The sequence below is a fragment of the Paenarthrobacter aurescens genome (assembly GCF_041549525.1).
Classification (GTDB): Bacteria; Actinomycetota; Actinomycetes; order Actinomycetales; family Micrococcaceae; genus Arthrobacter; species Arthrobacter aurescens.
In genome coordinates, this window is sequence record NZ_CP157456.1 from 4,222,474 (window position 1) to 4,241,169 (window position 18,696).

At 62.3% G+C, this 18,696-nt stretch carries 19 protein-coding genes; 11 read left to right on the forward strand and 8 right to left on the reverse strand.

The annotated features are described in order from the left end of the window. Positions 1-10 precede the first annotated feature (10 nt). Entirely contained in the window at positions 11-2,302 is a 2,292-nt protein-coding gene (treS, locus tag ABI796_RS19650; RefSeq protein WP_141284343.1) for a maltose alpha-D-glucosyltransferase, read from the forward strand. 196 nt (positions 2,303-2,498) lie between these two features. On the opposite strand, the gene ppk2 is transcribed toward treS, so the two are convergent. From ppk2 to ABI796_RS19670, 4 genes are all read right to left on the reverse strand, one after another. Further along, entirely contained in the window at positions 2,499-3,443 is a 945-nt protein-coding gene (gene ppk2, locus ABI796_RS19655) for a polyphosphate kinase 2 (RefSeq protein ID WP_141284345.1), read from the reverse strand. An 86-nt stretch (positions 3,444-3,529) separates the two neighbouring features. After that, positions 3,530-4,207 carry a hypothetical protein gene (locus tag ABI796_RS19660; RefSeq protein WP_141284347.1) on the reverse strand — a complete coding sequence of 226 codons (678 nt, stop codon included), beginning with the start codon at positions 4,205-4,207 and terminating at the stop codon, positions 3,530-3,532. After that, positions 4,204-4,662 (reverse strand): hypothetical protein, encoded by a 459-nt coding sequence (locus ABI796_RS19665; RefSeq protein ID WP_141284349.1) that lies wholly within the window; start codon positions 4,660-4,662, stop codon positions 4,204-4,206. Before ABI796_RS19665 ends, ABI796_RS19660 begins: the two co-directional genes overlap by 4 nt. 72 nt (positions 4,663-4,734) lie before the next feature. After that, on the reverse strand, positions 4,735-5,649 hold the full coding sequence (locus tag ABI796_RS19670; RefSeq protein WP_141284351.1) for a MurR/RpiR family transcriptional regulator: 915 nt from the start codon (positions 5,647-5,649) through the stop codon (positions 4,735-4,737). A gap of 176 nt (positions 5,650-5,825) precedes the next feature. Between ABI796_RS19670 and ABI796_RS19675 the strand changes: the two genes are divergently transcribed. Then, complete coding sequence (locus ABI796_RS19675) at positions 5,826-7,118, forward strand: exo-beta-N-acetylmuramidase NamZ domain-containing protein (RefSeq protein ID WP_141284353.1); 1,293 nt, start codon at positions 5,826-5,828, stop codon at positions 7,116-7,118. 58 nt (positions 7,119-7,176) lie between these two features. Further along, positions 7,177-9,219 (forward strand): glycoside hydrolase family 3 protein, encoded by a 2,043-nt coding sequence (locus ABI796_RS19680; RefSeq protein WP_141284355.1) that lies wholly within the window; start codon positions 7,177-7,179, stop codon positions 9,217-9,219. Positions 9,220-9,225: 6 nt separating this feature from the next. Here ABI796_RS19680 and ABI796_RS19685 read toward each other — a convergent pair whose 3' ends face one another. After that, positions 9,226-10,236 carry a YdcF family protein gene (locus ABI796_RS19685; protein WP_141284357.1) on the reverse strand — a complete coding sequence of 337 codons (1,011 nt, stop codon included), beginning with the start codon at positions 10,234-10,236 and terminating at the stop codon, positions 9,226-9,228. Positions 10,237-10,327: 91 nt separating this feature from the next. Here ABI796_RS19685 and ABI796_RS19690 point away from each other — a divergent pair, with 91 nt between their 5' ends. Next, the gene (locus tag ABI796_RS19690) at positions 10,328-11,005 is read left to right on the forward strand and encodes a hypothetical protein (protein WP_141284359.1); all 678 of its coding nucleotides are present in this window, start codon (positions 10,328-10,330) and stop codon (positions 11,003-11,005) included. Here ABI796_RS19690 and ABI796_RS19695 read toward each other — a convergent pair. Further along, positions 11,002-11,667 (reverse strand): alpha/beta fold hydrolase, encoded by a 666-nt coding sequence (locus tag ABI796_RS19695; protein WP_141284474.1) that lies wholly within the window; start codon positions 11,665-11,667, stop codon positions 11,002-11,004. The genes ABI796_RS19690 and ABI796_RS19695 overlap by 4 nt on opposite strands. Positions 11,668-11,796: 129 nt before the next feature. On the opposite strand from ABI796_RS19695, the gene ABI796_RS19700 reads away from it, so the two are divergent. From ABI796_RS19700 to ABI796_RS19710, 3 genes are read left to right on the forward strand one after another with little or no spacing between them, the layout of a single operon-like run. Continuing rightward, the gene (locus ABI796_RS19700; protein ID WP_141284361.1) at positions 11,797-12,162 is read left to right on the forward strand and encodes a metal-sensitive transcriptional regulator; all 366 of its coding nucleotides are present in this window, start codon (positions 11,797-11,799) and stop codon (positions 12,160-12,162) included. Positions 12,163-12,211: 49 nt separating this feature from the next. Then, complete coding sequence (locus tag ABI796_RS19705; RefSeq protein WP_170224939.1) at positions 12,212-12,445, forward strand: heavy-metal-associated domain-containing protein; 234 nt, start codon at positions 12,212-12,214, stop codon at positions 12,443-12,445. Positions 12,446-12,453: 8 nt separating this feature from the next. Beyond that, on the forward strand, positions 12,454-14,898 hold the full coding sequence (locus tag ABI796_RS19710) for a cation-translocating P-type ATPase (protein ID WP_141284364.1): 2,445 nt from the start codon (positions 12,454-12,456) through the stop codon (positions 14,896-14,898). Positions 14,899-15,012: 114 nt separating this feature from the next. Here ABI796_RS19710 and ABI796_RS19715 read toward each other — a convergent pair whose 3' ends face one another. Next, on the reverse strand, positions 15,013-15,285 hold the full coding sequence (locus tag ABI796_RS19715; protein WP_141284366.1) for a DUF2277 domain-containing protein: 273 nt from the start codon (positions 15,283-15,285) through the stop codon (positions 15,013-15,015). Positions 15,286-15,442: 157 nt separating this feature from the next. Here ABI796_RS19715 and ABI796_RS19720 point away from each other — a divergent pair, with 157 nt between their 5' ends. Beyond that, positions 15,443-15,706, forward strand: coding sequence for a WXG100 family type VII secretion target (locus tag ABI796_RS19720; RefSeq protein WP_011776688.1), 264 nt, complete (start codon positions 15,443-15,445; stop codon positions 15,704-15,706). Positions 15,707-15,838: 132 nt separating this feature from the next. On the opposite strand, the gene ABI796_RS19725 is transcribed toward ABI796_RS19720, so the two are convergent. Beyond that, entirely contained in the window at positions 15,839-16,879 is a 1,041-nt protein-coding gene (locus ABI796_RS19725; RefSeq protein ID WP_141284368.1) for a DMT family transporter, read from the reverse strand. 71 nt (positions 16,880-16,950) lie between these two features. On the opposite strand from ABI796_RS19725, the gene ABI796_RS19730 reads away from it, so the two are divergent. From ABI796_RS19730 to ABI796_RS19740, 3 genes are all read left to right on the forward strand, one after another. Then, on the forward strand, positions 16,951-17,499 hold the full coding sequence (locus tag ABI796_RS19730; RefSeq protein WP_141284370.1) for a CGNR zinc finger domain-containing protein: 549 nt from the start codon (positions 16,951-16,953) through the stop codon (positions 17,497-17,499). Between the two features lie 19 nt (positions 17,500-17,518). After that, positions 17,519-18,028, forward strand: coding sequence for a hypothetical protein (locus ABI796_RS19735; RefSeq protein WP_373092022.1), 510 nt, complete (start codon positions 17,519-17,521; stop codon positions 18,026-18,028). A 200-nt stretch (positions 18,029-18,228) separates the two neighbouring features. After that, positions 18,229-18,660, forward strand: coding sequence for a hypothetical protein (locus tag ABI796_RS19740; protein WP_141284372.1), 432 nt, complete (start codon positions 18,229-18,231; stop codon positions 18,658-18,660). The last annotated feature ends 36 nt before the right edge of the window (positions 18,661-18,696 follow it).

Sequence of the window (18,696 nt, forward strand, 5' to 3'; positions counted from 1 at the left end):
GGAGAAAACTGTGCGGGAGCCTGCAGTCAACGAGAGCGTGTCAGAAATCAGCGAATCTCCGGAAGAAAATCCGGAGTTGACGCCACAGGAAACGCCCGATGAAACCGCAAGCGAACCGGCGGAAATCACGTTTGATGAGCAGTTCTATCCGGCCCGGCCCAAGGCGCTGCGGCCGATAGCCCGGAGGCGGCAGTTCTTTGCCGCCCGGCCTTCTTTGGAATTCGACGGCCTGAACTCCACCTACGTGGATTGGCTCAGGAACCAGTCCATGCTCGGTGACGCCAACACCATGGCCCGGCAGTTGTCCGGGCAGGCCAGCATGTGGCAGAACTCGTACGCCAGGCCCAACCCACGCGCAGCTGTTGAGCGCGCGCCGGTCTGGTTCACGGCCTACCCCCTGTCCTTTATCACCAAGGACGGCCAGTCCTTCCTTTCAGCGCTGGGCGAGCCCGCGCTCTGGGACGCCTTCAGCGAGATCGGCATCAGGGGATTGCACACGGGCCCGGTGAAGCTGGCCGGTGGCATCCGCGGGTGGTCGCAGACGCCCAGCGTTGACGGACACTTCGACCGGATCAGCATGGCAATTGACCCCGCCTTCGGCACGGAGGAAGAGTTCCGCCAGATGTGCGAGGTCGCCAATGAGCACGGCGGCACGGTCATTGACGACATCGTCCCGGGTCACACCGGCAAGGGTGCGGACTTCCGGCTCGCAGAAATGAACTTCCGGGACTACCCCGGCATTTATCACATGGTGGACATCCCCGAGGAAGACTGGCATTTGCTGCCGGACGTTCCCGAGGGCGAGGATTCGGTGAACATCAGCCCGGCAGCTGAGGAAGCCCTGCAGAAAGCGGGCTACATCATCGGGCGCCTCCAACGGGTGATCTTCTACGAACCCGGCGTCAAGGAAACCAATTGGAGCGCCACCAAGCCCATCATCGACACCACGGGCAAGAAGCGCCGCTGGGTGTACCTCCACTACTTCAAGGCCGGCCAGCCTTCCATCAACTGGCTGGATCCCACCTTCGCCGGCATGCGCCTGGTGGTGGGTGACGCCCTGCACTCATTGCTGGACCTCGGAACCGGCGCGCTCCGCCTTGACGCCAACGGGTTCCTCGGCGTGGAGAAGAGCGCCGAGGAAGAACCGGGCTGGTCCGAGGGCCACCCGCTGTCCGAGGCAGCCAACCAACTGATTGGTTCCATGATCCGCAAGGTGGGCGGGTTCTCCTTCCAGGAGCTCAACCTCACCATTGATGACATCAAGACGCAGTCCGAGTCCGGCCCGGATCTCTCCTACGACTTCATCACCCGGCCCGCCTATCACTACGCCCTGGTCATAGGCGATACCGAGTTCCTGCGCTTGACCCTGCGGCTTTCCATGGAGATCGGGGTGGATCAGGCCTCGCTGGTTCACGCCCTCCAGAACCACGATGAACTGACCTACGAGCTCCTCCACTTCGCAGCGGGGCACAGGGACGACGTCTTCGAGCTCGCGGGCGAGGAACTCACCGGCGCGGAGGTGGCGGAGAAGGTCCAGAACACCATGCGGGAACGGCTCACTGGCGAGAACGGGCCGTACAACGCGGTCTTCACTACCAACGGCATCGCCTGCACCACGGTCAGCTTCATCATGGCCGCCTTGGGCATCAAGGATCAGGATGCCATCACGGAGGAGCAGGAAAAACAGGTTCTGGATGCCCACGTGCTGTTGTCCATGTACAACGCACTGCAGCCCGGAGTGTTCGCGCTGTCCGGCTGGGACCTGACAGGCATCACGGCCATTGACCGTGAGACAGTCCGTGAACTTACCTCGCAGGGCGACACCCGCTGGATCAACCGCGGCGCGCACGATCTCATGGGGACAAGCCCTGATGCGAAGACGTCCCTGGCCGGCATGCCCCGCGCCCGGAGCCTCTACGGTCCGCTGCCGGATCAGCTGAAGGATCCCAACTCCTACGCCCGGCGGCTCCAGAAGATCCTCACGGTGCGGGAAGAGTCCGGGATCGCCACCAGCACGCTGCTGGATGTGCCCGATGTTTCGCACCGCGGGCTGCTGGTGCTGGTCAATGAGCTCGCAGACGGAGCGTTGCAGGTGACGGTCCTGAACTTCTCGGACCAGGACATTGCCGGCAGCATCCAGTCCTCGCACCTTGTCCCAGGGGCTATCGTCCATGACTTGTTCTCGGGCGAGGACGTGGGCCAGGTTGATGACCTGTGCAGCTTCTTCCTCGAGTTGCCCGCCTTCCAGGGCACGGCGCTCCTGTTGAAGGACCCGGTAGTGGAGGACGAAGTCACCGAATAAGAAGTACGACGTCGGCACTTGCGGTGAGTGCCGACGTCGCGGTTTGTTGCTATTCACTCCGGCCAGGGTAATCCCCGGAGTAAGCCCGCACCTCTTCCATGTGGATAAGCCTGCGGCCATCTGCGCACTGTCCGACCAGTGTTCCGTCAGGCATCACCAGCCCGGTGTCCGAGACTTTGGTGCCAGTAGCTGAGGGTTAGTCGCCTACGGCGTCGCGGCCGCGGCGGAGGATGAGCGGATCGGCGTCGTAAACCACCTCGGTGTCCTTGTCCGCGTAGTCGAACTGGTTGAGGAAGTAGCGCATGGCGTTGATGCGGGCGCGCTTCTTGTCGTTGGATTTGATGGTGATCCACGGCGCGTGATCGGAGTCCGTATGCAGGAAAGTCCGTTCCTTGGCGTCTGTGTACTCATCCCAGCGATCCAGGGACGCCAGGTCCATGGGCGAGAGTTTCCAGCGCCGCACGGGGTCGATCTGGCGGATGGCAAAACGGGTGCGCTGCTCTTGGCGGGTCACGGAGAACCAGAACTTTGTGACGTGGATGCCGGCGTCCACCAGCATCTTTTCGAACACCGGTGCCTGACCCATGAAGGTGTCGTATTCGTCGTCCGTGCAGAAGCCCATAACGCGTTCTACGTTTGCGCGGTTGTACCAGGAGCGGTCGAACATGACGATTTCACCAGCGGTGGGAAGGTGCTGGATGTAGCGCTGGAAGTACCACTGGCCTTGCTCGCGGTCAGAGGGTTTGGCGAGCGCCACGGTCCGGGCCGAGCGTGGGTCCAAATGCTCTGTGAACCGCTTGATGGTGCCACCTTTGCCGGCGGCGTCGCGGCCCTCGAAAACAATCACATGCTTGAGTCCAAGGTCCTGGCCCCAGTACTGGAACTTCAGGAGCTCGATCTGCAGCCGGTACTTCTCAATCTCGTACTCGTCGCGGGTCATTCGCTGCTGGTAGGGGTAATCCTCGTTCCAGGTCTCCACTGCTGATCCCCCGGGATCGATAAGGTCCGGGTCCTCCCCTTGCCCTCCGCTGATGGTGTAGCCCAGTTCCACCAAGAGATCGATGGTTTCACGCAGGTTGTCCCTGACCCACCAATCGTCCAGTGATGTGCCTGTGGGACTTGATGGGCTTGCCTCCGTCATGCGGTGCTCCTGGTTTTGTGTTCCATGGGGGTGCGCGGCAGCCTAACAGTGCTTGGTGACGGGAACGTGAACGGGCAAACCGGCCGCTAGCTGTGGTTGCGGCGGGTTTCGTTTTTGGTGAAGAGCAGCCACGTCAGCCAGACGCCCAGAAGTATTGCGGCGCCGGGCAGCAGGTCCAGGGGCGCGAGTTCACGACCGGCGGGGAGTATTCCGAACCCGAGTCCAACAGCACCAGCCACAACCACGAGGCTGATGGCATCAGAAGCCAGTTCAACTGACCGGTGCCGCATCAGTTTGACCAGCAACTCTCCGGCCATGATCACAACGATCGCCGCACCCATTCCCAGCGGGTAGGCGCTGAAGCCCGGCACCAGATCCTGGGACACCGTCCACGCCATAAAGATCAGCAGAGCGGCGAAGAGCGCCAGTGAGGTGATGAGCGAGGCAGCGATGGTCATGAACGTTATTTGCCGCTCTTTGTCATGGCGCTTCCGGGGAATGTAGTCCCATGCGCCGCGAGTGAGCTTGGAGCTGACCCACCCTGCAATCACTACCATTACCAGCGGGACCAGGACGGGAGTGACGTAGTTATTGCTGACTGCCCAGAAGAATGCCAGAAGTGCGGTGTAGACCTGCGGGGTGGCAACAATTCCCAGCCACCAACCTGTGAGAAATTCCTTGCGGGCACCTGGAAGGTCAACGGGATGGACCAGGAACTGGGTGTCCGGGTCCGGTAGTTGGATTTTTTCTTCGATGGGATTCATGACGCCCTCCACGGGACCTGCTCGATGTACGGCGGGCGGAGACCCGCTCTGGCGATTTCGTAGACCTTCTGACGCGCCACACCGAGCTCGCTGGCTACGGTTACTGCGCTGTATTCGTCCAGGAGTTGGGCCACAGCTGCTGACCTGACTCCGGAGGCCCTTGAGTTCAGATGCGCTGCGAATAAGCTGACCTCGGCTGCGAGGAGAGCAACGGCGAGGGGGCCGCCGAACGGCTCGGCCCAACCCGGTTTGCCCTGGGCGGCAGCGGAGTAGAGGGCATCGCCGCAATCGGCCAGCACGGCCCGGACCTCATCCGGGGTGATGCCGCGTTCGGTGAATCTGGTGGCTGCGGCGTCCCGGGAGCCGTCATCCGCAGGCCGGTGCATGAGGACCTGCTGCCATTGCGGATCGGTAATGCCAGCGGCAAGGTTGTCACCCCGGGGTTGACTACTCACGCACCCCACTATGCGCCTGTCGGGTTCCGGCGTCAACCCCCGGGTGACAAGCGGAGGCTTCGCCCCAAAACGCTAACGGACAGGGGGTTTTGCCTGAGGTACCTTCCTTCCCTGCACAGCCGCATGGGTCTTTTGGAGTGCAGCAATGGACGCTTCATAGGAGTGCTGGGCCACCCCCACGAACAGGCAGTCAACGATCATCATTTGCGCTATCCGGCTACCCATGGCCCCCGGCCGAAATGGGGTCTCCCGGGCCGCCGTGCTCAGCACAATGTGGGCCGCCCTCCCCAAGGGGGAATCGGCATGGTTGGTGATGGCGATCGTGGCGGCGCCTGCCGCGTTGGCGGAATGCAGGAAGTCGAGTGTATCCACGGTGGCGCCCGAATGTGAGATGGCGACAGCAACGCCGTCGGAATTCAAGAGCGCCGCGGAAGCCAGTGCCGCGTGCGGGTCCCACCAGCTAAAGGAGGCGAGGCCTATCCGGTGCAATTTCTGCTGCAGGTCCTGGCCCACCAGCCCTCCCGCCCCCACGCCGAAGATGTCCACCTTGCGGGAGCCGGACACCGCGTCAATTGCCCGAGCCAGCTGCTCAACGTCCAGCATCTGGGCGGTATCGGCAATGGACATGGTCTCGTTGAAAGCAATCTTGGAAACGATGTCTTCCAGCGAGTCTGCAGTGTTAATGTCCTCGTAGACCTCCGCTGGAACGTCATGCGCCACACTCTCCCGGGCCGTTTCGCGGGCCAGGTCCAGGCGAAGAGCTGAGTACCCGCCGTAGCCCACCTTCTTGTAGAACCGGACCACCGAGGTGGTGGATGTTCCGCATGCCTCAGCGAGATCGCCAATGGACAAGGTGGCAGCCCGCGAGGGGTCCATCAGGACCAACTCGGCCACAGCCCGCTCGGAGGGTCGCAAGGCTGGCAGGACAGAGCGAATCCGCACCAAAACCGTGCGGGACAACTGCGCGTTTACCGGCCCTTCCGTCATCGGAGTCCTTTCAATTGGCCCGCCCCGGTCCAAGCTTCCCGGGGACTTGTCATTAAGTTACACAAGTGACAGCAGGTAGGTAAGTCATTGACGCATGCCTGCCCAGCGAATACGGTCGATGTAACGAAAGTCACAACATTTGTCATGTTCACCCGCACAGCCCGAAAGGCTTCCCCATGGCACTCGACCGTAGAAAACTGCTCAGTGCATCGGGGCTGGCGGCTGCTGCCGCCGTCGTCGCGCCCTTTGCCCCCGGCGCAGTTGCCGCTTCCAGTCAGACCCGCCCGGGAAAACCTGGGTCTCTGGTCAACGGTGCCGATGTGGCCGCCGCGAACAACTGGGGTGTTTTCGCCGGCCGCAAAGTAGGAATCATCACCAACCCCACCGGCGTCCTTGCGAACTTCCGCTCGATCGTTGATGACATGGCGGCAAAAGGCGTGGACGTCAGGGCAGTGTTCGGGCCCGAGCATGGCTTCCGTGGGACCGCTCAGGACGGCGCCAGTGAAGGAACGTCAGTGGACCCAAGAACCGGCATCACGGTCTATGACTCCTACGGAGCCACCGTCACCGATTATGTGGGCTTCTTCGAAGCCTCAGGCGTGGACACCATCTGCTTCGACATCCAGGACGTGGGCGCGCGTTTCTACACGTACATCTGGACCATGTGGGGTGCCATGCAGGCGGCATCAAAGAGAGGCGCCGGCTTTGTTGTGCTGGACCGTCCCAACCCCATCGGCGGCCAAGCCCGCGGGCCGGTCCTGCAAAAGGGCTTCGAGTCCGGTGTCGGTCAGCTGAGCATTGCGCTCCAGCACGGAATGACGGTGGGTGAGCTCGCCACGTACTTCAACGCGGTCCATCTTCCAGCCATCGGCCTGAAGCCAATCGCGGATCTGCAAGTGGTGGAGGTCCAAGGGTGGCGGCGGGAGATGACGGGACCGGACAACCGGGCTGCGTGGATCCTTCCGAGCCCCAACATGCCTACGCCCGAAACCGCCACTCTTTACCCCGGAACGGCGTTGTTCGAGGCCACCAACATGTCCGAAGGGCGGGGAACAACCCGGCCCTTCGAACTCATCGGAGCGCCCTACGTGGACTACCGCTGGGCAGAAGCGCTGAACAGCAGGAACCTGGCCGGCGTCACGTTCCGTGAGGCTTACTTCCAGCCCACACTCTCCAAAAACCAAGGAATCATTTGCGGCGGCGTGCAGGTCCACATCACGGACCCCACCCGGGTAGAAGCCTTGGAAGTGGGCACCCACATGCTGGTTGAGGCCAAACGCCTCTACCCCGGCTTCGCCTGGCGCGGTGATGCCGGCCGTTGGATGGGTTTGCTGAGCGGCTCGTCCCGCTTTGCCGAACAGCTCGACGCCGGAACTGATGCCAGGACCATCATGGACAGCTGGCGTTCCGAGCTAGGCCAGTTCGTCCGCGATACCCGCGGGTACCTCCTCTATAACGGCCAGCGCTAAGCGCGCAGACCTCCGCCACAACCTCGGTTACAACAAGGACGATGGGATTTGGGTTTACATGCAAAAACAACGAACGTCACTGGTGACAGCGGCCGCCACCGCACTGCTGATGACAGGCGCCGGCGTGTTGACCGGCACGGGACCGGCCTTCGCGGCCGTACCAACTACAGGAAGTACGACGACGGTCACCGCCTCACCTGACATCGAGGCCATGATTGCCGGCATGACGCTGGACGAAAAGATCGGTCAGATGACCTGGACCCACGTTTACGGTTCGTCGGCGGACGATGCCTCCATGGCCGCAAAGAACCAAGAGCGGTACGGCGTCAATACGCCCGCCGAAGTGGTGGAAAAGTACAACCTCGGCGGCGTCCTCTACTTCGCTTGGTCCGGAAATACCAACAATCCCGGGCAGGTGGCAGGTCTGTCCAACGGCTTGCAGCAGGCAGCCTTGCGGGAGGGTGGAAACGGCATCCCGCTGGCAGTCACCATAGACCAGGAAGGCGGCCTGGTGGCCCGCATCGGCCCTCCTGCCACGGTACTCCCGGGAAATATGGCACTCGGCGCCACCGCGGACGCAAACCTGGCCAAGGCACAAGGGGAAATCCTGGGCTCAGAAATGCGCGCCATGGGTATCAACGTTGATTTCGCCCCGGTGCTGGACCTCAACTCCAACCCGGACAACCCCGTGATCGGAATCCGGTCCATGGGCGAAGACCCGGCATTGGTCAGCGCCCTGGGCGTCGCCCAAATAGAGGGCATTCAAGCGCACAACGTCGGGGCGGCCGCCAAGCATTTCCCAGGCCACGGCGACACCTCAGTGGACTCCCACTACGGGCTGCCCACCGTCACTTACGATCGCGAAACCCTCAACCAGCATCTGAAGCCATTCAAAGCCGCAATAGACGGCGGCGTGGACATGGTCATGACTGCACACATCATTGTGGAGGCAATCGACCCCGAGATGCCCGGCACCCTCTCCCACAAGGTACTCACCGGCTTGCTTCGCGACGAGATGGGCTTCAAAGGCCTGGTAACAACAGATGCCTTGGATATGGCAGCAATGGCCGCCGAGTGGCCCCAGGAAGAGATCGCCGTCAAGGCCATTCAGGCCGGCTCTGACATCCTCCTCAACTCCCCGGATGTGGACGCATCATTCGCCGGGGTTCGCGCCGCCGTCGAGTCCGGCGAGCTCACCGAAGCCCGCCTGGATGACTCAGTCCGGAGGATCCTTGAATGGAAGGTCAAGCGCGGCGTCTTCGAGCAGCCCCTTGCCCACCCTGCCGCCGTGGACACCCTTGTTGGAAGCGCAGAAAACCTGACAACCGCCAAGCTGATCTCCGATCGGGCCGCCACGCTGCTCCGCAACGAAGGCCGCGTCCTGCCGCTTGCTCAAGGCAGCCGTGTGCTCATGGTAGGTGCCGGCTCAGCGTGGCCTGAGCTCGCGGGCCCCATGCTCAGGGATCAGGGATTCACGGTCACTGAAGACTACGAGGACGGGGCATCACCCTCCGCTGCCTACCGTGCGCGTGCGGTGGCCGCTGCGGGCGCCGTGGATGCAGTGGTCTTTGCCTCCTACAACGCAACGGGCAATGCCGCTCAACAGCAGATGGTTGCTGAACTCGCAGCCACAGGGACGCCGGTCATTGTTGTGGCCACCCGCAATCCCTACGACATCAACGTTTTTCCGGGTGCTGACGCCGTGCTCAACAGCTACGGAGTCAAGGACGTCAACTTCCACGGCGCGGTCCGTGCCATCTCCGGTGCCGTCAACCCCGGCGGCAAACTACCCGTCAATGTTCCCAAGGCGGACGGATCCGGTGTTCTGTTGCCGCTGGGCTTTGGCCTGAGTTATGAAACCGCGACGCCGGTCCCCGTCACCTTTACGGACCGCCCGGGTCATGGACAGGACGAGTACACCGTTCCCTCCGTCCTTGGTGTGGCATACCTGATGGACGGCAAGGAAGTGACGGCCGGAAACTACAGGAAGCCGTCCGGCACAGTGACCGTCACGGCGGCACCGCAGCCCGGATATGTGTTCACTCCCGGCTCCATTACCGAATGGAGCCACACGTTCACCACCGGCCTCCCCAAGTCCTAGAAAGGTTTACACCACCGGAGAGTTCATCAGTGCCACCGTGATGAGCAGGGCAATCCCGAACATGGGCAGGCAAAGAATGATGTTTGTCAGGCGATTGTCCCTCATCACGGCCACGAACTCGCGGAGGAAAGCGCTGGGCACAAAGTACCTGGCCGTAGGAGCACCCACCACCTCGGCGTTGATCTTCTGGCGCCGGGACAACAGGGCCGCGCGCAGCACGTGGTAGTTGTTGGTACACACAAGCACCGGGCCCTCAATGCCCTTCTCTGCAAGCAGCGCAACGGAGTACGCAAGGTTTTCGCGGGTGGTGGTGGCCTGGTTCTCCTCCAACACATCGGAGGCGGCCGCCCCCTTCGCCACCAAGTACTCCTTCATGGCAGTGGACTCGGGCCGGGGCTCATCCGGGCCTTGACCCCCGGAAGGTACCAAAACCGGCTTGGCCCGGCTGCCGCCGTCGTAAATTTCCAGGGCCTTGTTCAGGCGCGCGGCGAGCAACGGCGGAACCTTGCCATTGATCAAACCGGAGCCCAGCACAATGACAGCGGCCGGGTTTGGGCTGAAACGCATCCGCGAATAGACCACCGCGTAACCCAGGAACACCACAAACGCGCTGCCCAGATAAGCGCAGAGAAAGAACGCCAGAGCGGCCATGCCGGTCAACACCGGCTGCCCGCTCAGCACGAACAGGAAGGCAATAACCGGCGCGAGGAACACCGCGAGTCCCACCGCGATGGGCAGGAAACTGGTGATGCCCGGCCCTTCCCTGCGAACCATGGTGACGCCGTTTGCTATGAGGAAGCCTGCGAACACGAAGATGCTCACCACGGGCACCACCAGCACCAACAGGTTCAGCCATTCAAACCACGGGTTCAGGTCAATGAGGAAATCCAGGGCAGCCTGCAGGAGAAACCACGCCGCCACCAGCAGGAGCACACCGTTACGGAGCCTGCGCCGGTCCGATTGGAACGAGGCAAAGAAGAGCCCCGCGAAGAGAAGTCCAAGGACCAAAGTCAGCATGACCTAAGCCTATGCGCTGGCCCCCCAACCCCTCCGCAGAGCCTCCCGTGGTAGATTCGATAGGCGAAAAAACGCAAACAAGGGGTTGATCATGGGCGCTGCACGGACATCCCGGCCGCGGTATCTCAAAGCGGTTGCAGCCTCGCTGTTGCTGGTCACGGTAACCGGCGGGCTCTCAGCATGCCGCGAGGAGAAAAAACCGGCACCCCCTTACCCGGCTGTTGAATGGCAAGGTTCGGCGCCGGACTCGGCCATCGAGGCCGATCCTTGGGTCATAGCGGCCCGCAAGTCCTTGGAGGCACAGGCCGTGGCGCAGAACGTTACGGACTTCACGTTGCCCGAGCTGGTGGAGACCACCAGCTTGGACCTTCGGGTACGTCTCTCCCGGCACCCCCGCAATGACGTTGCACAGAAACGCCGTCCGGACATCCGCCCGGGACCCGATCCCTTCCTTCCCATGGAGGTCAAACCCGGCCCATCCGCCGGAACCGCCGAGGTTCGGGGTTGCGTGGTGCGTTGGGCGTCCGAAACAGGTGACGTGCCGGATGAACTCAACGCTTCCGGGGTCATGTTCCGCATGGAACACCTTGCAGGAGGGCAACTCCGGATCAGCAGCGTGGTCACGCTTCCCGATCTGGACTGCAGCACGGCTGTCCCGCCTATTGCTTTGTTCGTTCCTGCTCCCGAACAGTCGGATGTCACCGATGCCGCGGACATAGTCCGGCCAAAGACAGCCGAAATTGACCCCGAGTTCGTCAAGCCCGCCTAGCCGCTTTTATTTGCTCCGTCCCCGGAAATCTGCTGTGCAAAGTCATTAAGGGCCACCGCCACAGCGTTTGGGTGGCTCAACGTCACGTAATGGCCCCCGGGAATTTCCACGGCCTCGGTTCCAAGCCGTTCCTGCACCTGCCTCCTCATGAAGGATGCCGGGAAGAAGTGGTCGTCACGGCACAGAATCGCCAGCGTGGGAACATCCGGATGCCGGCCAGGCCAAGGCCCGGACATCCACGCACCCTGCTGGTCCCGTTCCCTGCGGGCGGCCTCCCGGGCAAGATCTTCCGGCACCAGGTTGAAGAATGCTTCTTCCGGAATGCTCTCGCGGTCATGCCCCGTGTTGGTCCACCAGTCGCCGAAAGTTTCGCCCGGCCTCGGGATCATGGCCGAGAGGTACACCAACCCGTCGGAGCGGAGTTCGTCGCACACCAACGGCGCCGTGAATCCACCCAGCGAGTGGCCCACCACAATGGTGTGCTCAGCATCCCCCACAGCAGCGGTCACCGCACGGGTATAGTCCTCAAGCCCAGCGTCCTTGTCCTCGATGGGAAGGTTGACGGCCACAACACCATGCCCGGAGGCTTCGAGCAAGGGACTGACCAGATGCCAGTCCCACGCTGTTGAACCGCCACCGTGAATGAGTACGAACACTGCCATCATTTCCCCGTTTCACCCGGAACGCCGTTTCCGGAAGTCCCAGCGCTCTTCCTTCGGCGCTCTTCCTGAAGAGCATATACCCCCTGGGGGTACTTGACCAGATACCCCCCATGGGTATAAGTTCGAGTCATGAGCATGCCAGACCTGAGTATGAGCCATCCGGACGCCCCCATCATTGAGGTGGACCTGGAGCACGCCGCGCCTCATGGATACACCAGCAACAAGGAGGCGTACCTTAAACGCCTGAAACGGATCGAAGGGCAGGTCCGCGGCATTGCCCGCATGGTGGAGGATGACAAATACTGCATCGACATCCTCACCCAAATAGCCGCCGCCACTAAAGCCCTCCATGCAGTAAGCCTGGGACTCGTAGAGGAGCACATCGGCCACTGTGTAGTGGGTGCCGCCTCCGAACCCAACCCGGAAGCCCGCGCCGAACAGATCGACGCCAAAGTCAAGGAGGCCACCGATGCCATCGGGCGCCTGCTGCGGTAACCCCGCCAACAACCACCACTCCATTCAACTCATCACCAAGGAGACTGCCATGAGCCAGACCATCCAAACCAACGTCAACGTTTCGGGCATGACCTGCGGCCACTGTGTCTCCAGCGTGAGCGAGGAACTTGAATCACTCAACGGCGTACAAAACGTAGCCGTGGACCTCAATCCCGGCGGCCTGTCCACCGTGACCATCACATCAACCAAGGAGCTTTCGCCGTCTGAAATCGGCGAGGCCGTGGCAGAAGCCGGCTACCTGGTGGTAGCCAACGAAGCTTAGGAGTCGTCTTGAGTAGCCAGGAGACTTTCAACCAACCCGTACAAAGGGTCATCGAACTGGACATCGAGGGCATGACCTGCGCCTCGTGCGTCAATCGAGTGGAACGAAAACTGGGCAAACTCGAGGGCGTAGAGGCCAGCGTCAACCTTCCCCTCGAATCGGCCCACGTCACAGTCCCGGCAACCGTCACAGACCAGCAGATCGTGGACACCGTCAACGCAACGGGTTACAAAGCCACGCTCCGCCAAGCCCCGACGCCAAACACCCGCGAGCGCCAAGCCCACACTTCACCCATCCAAGGCCTGGAGCGTCCTGACGCTGGACTCATGCCGGAAACCGCACCACGTGGCGACGTCGACGGCATGCGGCAGCATGCGTCCAAGCGAGGCACGAGCGAGCATGCAGAGCATGGCACCGGCGTCGCCGCACCAGCTGGCCACGCCGATCACAACGAGCACGAAGACCACATGGCTCACGGCCCCGCGGCCTCTACGCTGCGTCCGCGCCTGATCGTTGCGGCGCTGCTCACCATTCCGGTGTTCGCCATCTCCATGATTCCCGCGCTCCAATTCGCCAACTGGGGATGGGTTGCCGGCGCACTGGCCTTACCCGTGGTGAGCTGGGCGGCCTGGCCCTTCCACAGAGCAGCGGCAATCAATGCCCGGCACTTCGCATCCACCATGGACACTCTCGTCTCCATCGGCGTTATTGCGGCGTACCTGTACTCGGCATGGCAGTTGTTTGCCGATCCGCGCATGACCGAGCACCCCGGCATGGAAAACATGGGCGGCGGCCTCTACTTCGAGGTCGCAGCTGTGGTCACCACATTCCTGCTTCTGGGCCGCTACCTTGAAGCGAACGCCAAAGCCAAGGCCGGCAATGCGCTCAAGGCTCTGCTGAATCTTGGAGCCAAGGACGCAACCATTCTGGTGGACGGCGTTGAAGAGAAGATCCCGGCGGATCAGCTCCTGGTGGACGATGTCATTGTTGTCCGCCCGGGTGAGAAGATCGCCACCGACGGCGTAGTCACGGACGGCGCTTCCGCCGTCGACGCTTCCCTGGTTACCGGCGAATCGGTGCCGGTAGAGGTTGGACCGGGCAGCCTCGTGACGGGCGCAACCATCAACACCTCCGGCCGGCTGCTGGTGCGGGCCACCCGCGTGGGCTCGGATACGACTCTTGCCCAGATGGGCCGGCTGGTCAGTCAGGCGCAGACGGGAAAGGCACCCATTGCACGGCTCGCGGACAGGATCAGCTCTGTCTTCGTTCCGATAGTGCTTGCCATTGCCCTGCTCACCTTCCTTCTGTGGCTGTTCTTCTCGGGTGACCTCAACGCCGCCTTCACGGCAGCGGTAGCAGTTCTGGTGATCGCCTGCCCCTGCGCCCTCGGCCTGGCCACTCCGGTGGGACTGCTGACCGGGACGGGCCGCGGAGCTCAACTGGGCATCCTCATCAAAGGCCCGCAAGTTCTTGAGGACACCCGCCACGTGGACACCATCCTGCTGGACAAGACGGGTACGGTCACCAGCGGCAAGCTCGCTGTGGACCACACCGTTGGCCTCAACGGATACTCTTCTGAAACCGTCCTCACCTTGGCCGGAGCTGTTGAATCGGCCTCCGAGCACCCTATTGCGCACGCCATCGCGGCCGCCGCGCAGGACGCCGTGCCCGACGCCGGGACCCTCCCGGGTGTCGACGGCTTCAGTTCCGCTCCCGGCGGCGGCGTGCGGGGAACCGTGTCCCTCGACGGAATCACCAGGACGGTGGTGGTGGGTCGATCCGGCTGGTTGGAGCAGAACGGCATCACGCTCAACCCCAGCCAGCGGGACGCGCTGACCGCAGAGGAGAACGGTGGCGCCACAGCTATTTGGGTTGCGGTTGACGGTCAGGCCGCAGGGATCGTGAGCTTAAGTGACACCATCAAGCCTGGCTCCGCAGCAGCAATCGGGAAGTTGAAAGACCTGGGTATCCGCCCCATCCTCCTGACCGGAGACAACGCCGCAGTGGCCGCCCAAGTGGCTGCCGCCGTCGGAATTTCACCGGAGGATGTCTTCGCCGGCGTCCTGCCGGAGGGGAAGGTCGAGGCCGTCCGGAAGCTTCAGGCCTCCGGAGCCACGGTTGCCATGGCTGGTGATGGCGTGAATGATGCCGCGGCTTTGGCCCAGTCGGACCTCGGAATCGCTATGGGCTCGGGAACCGACGTTGCTATTGAGGCCTCGGACCTGACCGTGATGGGGAGCGATCTCGGCCAACTGGTTCAAGCGATCGAACTCTCCCGCAAGACTCTGTCCACCATCAAGACCAACTTGTTCTGGGCCTTCTTCTACAACGCGATTGGCATTCCCATTGCAGCACTGGGGTTCTTGAACCCTATGATCGCCGGCGCAGCAATGGCGGCCAGCTCGGTGCTGGTGGTTGCCAACTCGCTAAGGCTTCGCTCATTCGGGAAGTAGACGCAGTTGCTTGGCGGTTGCGGGTGACCTGGGCTCCAGATCACCCGCAACTGCTTTCTGCCGAATGCGTCCTGTTGTCCCGCCGCTGCGGCCGACGGGCCCAGCTGCTGACGGCTACGCGGCTCCGAACCGGACCGCGGACCGGGCCTTCGCCTTGGCGGCTTCCTCGTCACGGTTCTTCGCCGGGGCATGGCTCACCAAGGAGTCGAGGAGATGCTGCGTAATATGAGCGATCTCGTGGACGGCCTCTGCGAAGGCTTCCTCGTTGGCCTTGGAGGGCTTGGTGGATCCACTGATTTTGCGCACGTATTGCAGGGCAGCGGCCTCCACTTCGGCACTCGTGGCGCGCGGTTCAAAGTTATGCAAGGTCCTGATGTTGCGGCACATAACCCCATGCTAACTATGGGCAGTGCTGCATGGGGAGGGGTGCCCATCGACGCTTTTTGGATTCCCGGGATAGGTTTTAGTTATTGGATCTTCCGGATGAGCCGGAGGCCGCTGGGGATGCCGAAGAGCTCGGGTCCGAAAAATGAAGGAGAATCTCATGGCTATTTGGGGTGCAGATGTTGATCAGCTTCGTCAGCTCGGTAACAAGCTGAAGGCTGGTGCCGAGAACATCGAGCAGCAGCGTTCACAGCTCAAGGGTGCACTTGACGGCACCGACTGGAAGGGCCCGGACGCTGACAAGTTCCGCGGCGAGTGGGACAGCCAGCACGCTTCGAACCTGAAGAAGGTAGCCGACGCACTTCGCGAAGCCGGCGATCGCGCTCAGAAGAACGCAGAGCAGCAGCAGCAGGCCTCCAACTAAGACAGTTGGGAAACCCCCGGGCGCAATGGCGTCCGGGGTTTTCGCTGTTAATACACTCTGTTTAATCCGTTGTGAGGCCCGCTCTGCGCCCTATTCCACACTTTTGGAACGCAGACCAGGCCCCACAACGCGTTATCCGCGCGGCGCGTCGGTAACCCGCCCTGTAGGAACGGGTTCAACGTCGTTCGGGTGATCCAAAGCGCGGGCAGCTTCCTGAGTGGCTCGGGCAGCCTTGCGGTCTCCCCGGAGCTCATCGACGCGAACCAGGACTACGCCACCCACAATGAGGAGTCCGCCCAGCAGTTGAATTGGCCCCGGGAGTTCGCCCAGGAGCAGCCAGGCCCAGATCACGGCGAAGAGCACCTCGGTCAGGGACACGAACGATGCTACTTTCGACCCCAGGCTCCGGGCGGCCATGATGCCGCTGATGTAGGCGAGCACTGTGGCCAGGATGATGAGCCCGACGGCGGATACCCACCAAGGGGTGGTCCACGGACCCAGCGTTGTATCTGCGGTGCTGAACGTCATGGGCAGCAAACCCAGCAGGCCCACGAGCCACATCACCAGCGCACCTACCAGCAGGCCACCGGAAGCGAGTACCAGAGGGGGCAGGGTGTCGTTTTCCTTGGCGGTGATGAAAAAGTAGATCACCAGGCAGACGGCTGCGGCCATGCCCCAGAGGACGCCCACAAAGTCCACCTTCACGGCACCAGTGAGGTCCAACACCAGAACCAAGCCACCCAGGGACAGCAGCGCGCCGGCCGCAGTGAGCGCGCGGGGCCGGCGCCGGCTGGCAATCCAGAGCCACAGCACAATCATCACCGGAGCCAGGTACTCGAGCAGCAATGCGACGCCCACGGACAGGCGGGCAACGGCGTTGAAGTAGAAAAGCTGGCAGCCCGCTACGCCGATGAGGCCGAACAGCAGGATGGTGAGCCAGTTGTCCTTGAGCTGGTGCCAACGGCCACGGAGAACCACGACGGCGGGAATCACCAGGATCAGCGCGGCACCGGTGAGGCGCACGGCAACTGCGGCGCCGGGTGACCAGCCGGTTTCCAGCATCGATTTGGCGAACGAGCCGGACGTACCGAAAACGGCCGAGGAAAAGAGCGCAATGCCGAGTCCTGATGCCAGGAAACTCTTTGCATCAGCCTTCGTCGTTGGAGCTGACACAGCAGCCTCCTGTCAGGAGTAAAGTGGGCTTATGGTCATGACAGTACTCCCGAAACATGTAAGGAGTCAAAGTGCTTTTTGCGCCTGACACCGTGGTCGCCCTCCGCAGCACCGTCAATCTCATCAACACTGCCGCCAACGGAGAAGAAACACTGGCAACCGTGCAGGACCTCGATGCCTTCCTGAAAGCCGAGCAATTCACGGGTTCACGGGTCAATACGCCAGCGGAATTGAACAGCGTCAAGCGCCTTCGCAGCCAACTGGCAGCACTGTGGAGCGCCGATGAGGACACGGCGGCCAAGTCCGTCAACAAGCTGCTTGCCGACGCAAAAGCCCTCCCGCAGCTGGTGAAACATGACCACTGGGACTGGCATCTGCACGCCACAACCCCCGAGGCACCTCTGGCGGATCGGATGGGAACCGAGGCCGCAATGGCCATCATTGACGTCATCCGAAGCAAGGAAATGGACCGGATGCGCGTGTGCGCGGCGGACGATTGCGACGCTGTTGTCCTGGACCTCAGCCGCAACCGCTCCAAGCTCTACTGCGACACCGGCAACTGCGCCAACCGCGCCCACGTCGCCGCATACCGGGCCAGGAAAGCCGCCGAGGGCGAGTAAGACCGGCATAATTGCGAACATGGGGGAACATGCAGACTCACATGCACGCCTAAGAGGGAGTTCGGGGGCACGCGCGCCGGAACCGAGCCCCTGGGTTCGGCCTTTGGACATGCCGGATATGGCGCCGGTCAGCCAGCTGGCCATTGCCTACCCATTCCTGACGGTCCTATGGCTTGCGGCCGCCATGGCCACCAGCCCTGGTTACGAATTCCCGGGTACGATCCTTTTCCTGATGATCGCACCAAGCTTCGTTATGGGAATGGGCGTTGTTGTTGGCCTCCCCGTTCGCCTGAACCGCCGGCTCAGCCGGTGGTGGCTGGGAAATTGGCCCATTTATATCGTGATTGCAGCAGCCGGAGCAGGCCTTATGATTGCCGGCTTCAACACACCCGAGCGTCAGATCGGCGTGGTGGACGGGATGCCTTATGACGTGACAACCCGCCACACGGGTCTGGTGCTGAGCGGGTGCTTTGTCCTTACTTTTCTGGCAGTCAACGCCGGCCGCCGCCCCCCGCGACAAGACCGCTAAGAGCTGACATGACCAGCGGAGCCGAGGAATCGAGACCTTCCCCAGAAGAGCCACCGCACTACCCTGTCAGCCCAAAATCGCGGCTTGAAGACGCCAACTGGCAGCGCTTCGGAGCAACAACGCCACAGCCCCCGGCCGGACCGGCACCACAACCTCAAACATTGGGCGCCCTTCCCCCCAGACAGTATGCAAGCACGGCCATGACGCCGGTCGCCCAACTGGCGCTGACCTTCGCACTGCTCGCACCGAGCTGGTTCGTCCTGCAAGCATCCCTCATGGCGGCGTACGACGGGCTCCTGAGCATGATCGGGCTGGCACTGACCAGCGTCATAGTGCCGCTCATGGCAATTGTTGCTTCGATCACCGTTGGCTTACCGCTCCGCTTCATCCCTGCGGTGAACCGCTGGTGGGCGGGTAGTGCGCGCATTTACATCTCCATTGCTGCCATCGCCGTTGGCCTCATTGCGGCCGGGTTAGTCAAGACAGTTCGCCAGGTTGGCGAACTGGATGGGATTCCCTACGACACTACAACTCCGGACCCCATGCTCCTTTGCTGCGGCTGGCTCCTCTTGGCGTTCCTGCTGGTGAACGCATCCCTGCCGCTGCGCTGGACTAGGGAGTCCGGCTCCTAGCCATCTTTTCCCGCTGCATTGGTACTTTCGTAGCCA

What these genes read in the sequence shown, in the direction of transcription:
- ppk2 (WP_141284345.1), bottom strand. Translation starts at nt 3,443, where the DNA reads ATGACGGAGGCAAGCCCATCAAGTCCCACAGGCACATCACTGGACGAT.
- ABI796_RS19660 (WP_141284347.1), bottom strand. Translation starts at nt 4,207, where the DNA reads ATGAATCCCATCGAAGAAAAAATCCAACTACCGGACCCGGACACCCAG.
- ABI796_RS19670 (WP_141284351.1), bottom strand. Translation starts at nt 5,649, where the DNA reads ATGACGGAAGGGCCGGTAAACGCGCAGTTGTCCCGCACGGTTTTGGTG.
- ABI796_RS19675 (WP_141284353.1), top strand. Translation starts at nt 5,826, where the DNA reads ATGGCACTCGACCGTAGAAAACTGCTCAGTGCATCGGGGCTGGCGGCT.
- ABI796_RS19680 (WP_141284355.1), top strand. Translation starts at nt 7,177, where the DNA reads ATGCAAAAACAACGAACGTCACTGGTGACAGCGGCCGCCACCGCACTG.
- ABI796_RS19685 (WP_141284357.1), bottom strand. Translation starts at nt 10,236, where the DNA reads ATGCTGACTTTGGTCCTTGGACTTCTCTTCGCGGGGCTCTTCTTTGCC.
- ABI796_RS19690 (WP_141284359.1), top strand. Translation starts at nt 10,328, where the DNA reads ATGGGCGCTGCACGGACATCCCGGCCGCGGTATCTCAAAGCGGTTGCA.
- ABI796_RS19695 (WP_141284474.1), bottom strand. Translation starts at nt 11,667, where the DNA reads ATGGCAGTGTTCGTACTCATTCACGGTGGCGGTTCAACAGCGTGGGAC.
- ABI796_RS19700 (WP_141284361.1), top strand. Translation starts at nt 11,797, where the DNA reads ATGAGCATGCCAGACCTGAGTATGAGCCATCCGGACGCCCCCATCATT.
- ABI796_RS19705 (WP_170224939.1), top strand. Translation starts at nt 12,212, where the DNA reads ATGAGCCAGACCATCCAAACCAACGTCAACGTTTCGGGCATGACCTGC.
- ABI796_RS19715 (WP_141284366.1), bottom strand. Translation starts at nt 15,285, where the DNA reads ATGTGCCGCAACATCAGGACCTTGCATAACTTTGAACCGCGCGCCACG.
- ABI796_RS19720 (WP_011776688.1), top strand. Translation starts at nt 15,443, where the DNA reads ATGGCTATTTGGGGTGCAGATGTTGATCAGCTTCGTCAGCTCGGTAAC.
- ABI796_RS19735 (WP_373092022.1), top strand. Translation starts at nt 17,519, where the DNA reads ATGGGGGAACATGCAGACTCACATGCACGCCTAAGAGGGAGTTCGGGG.
- ABI796_RS19740 (WP_141284372.1), top strand. Translation starts at nt 18,229, where the DNA reads ATGACGCCGGTCGCCCAACTGGCGCTGACCTTCGCACTGCTCGCACCG.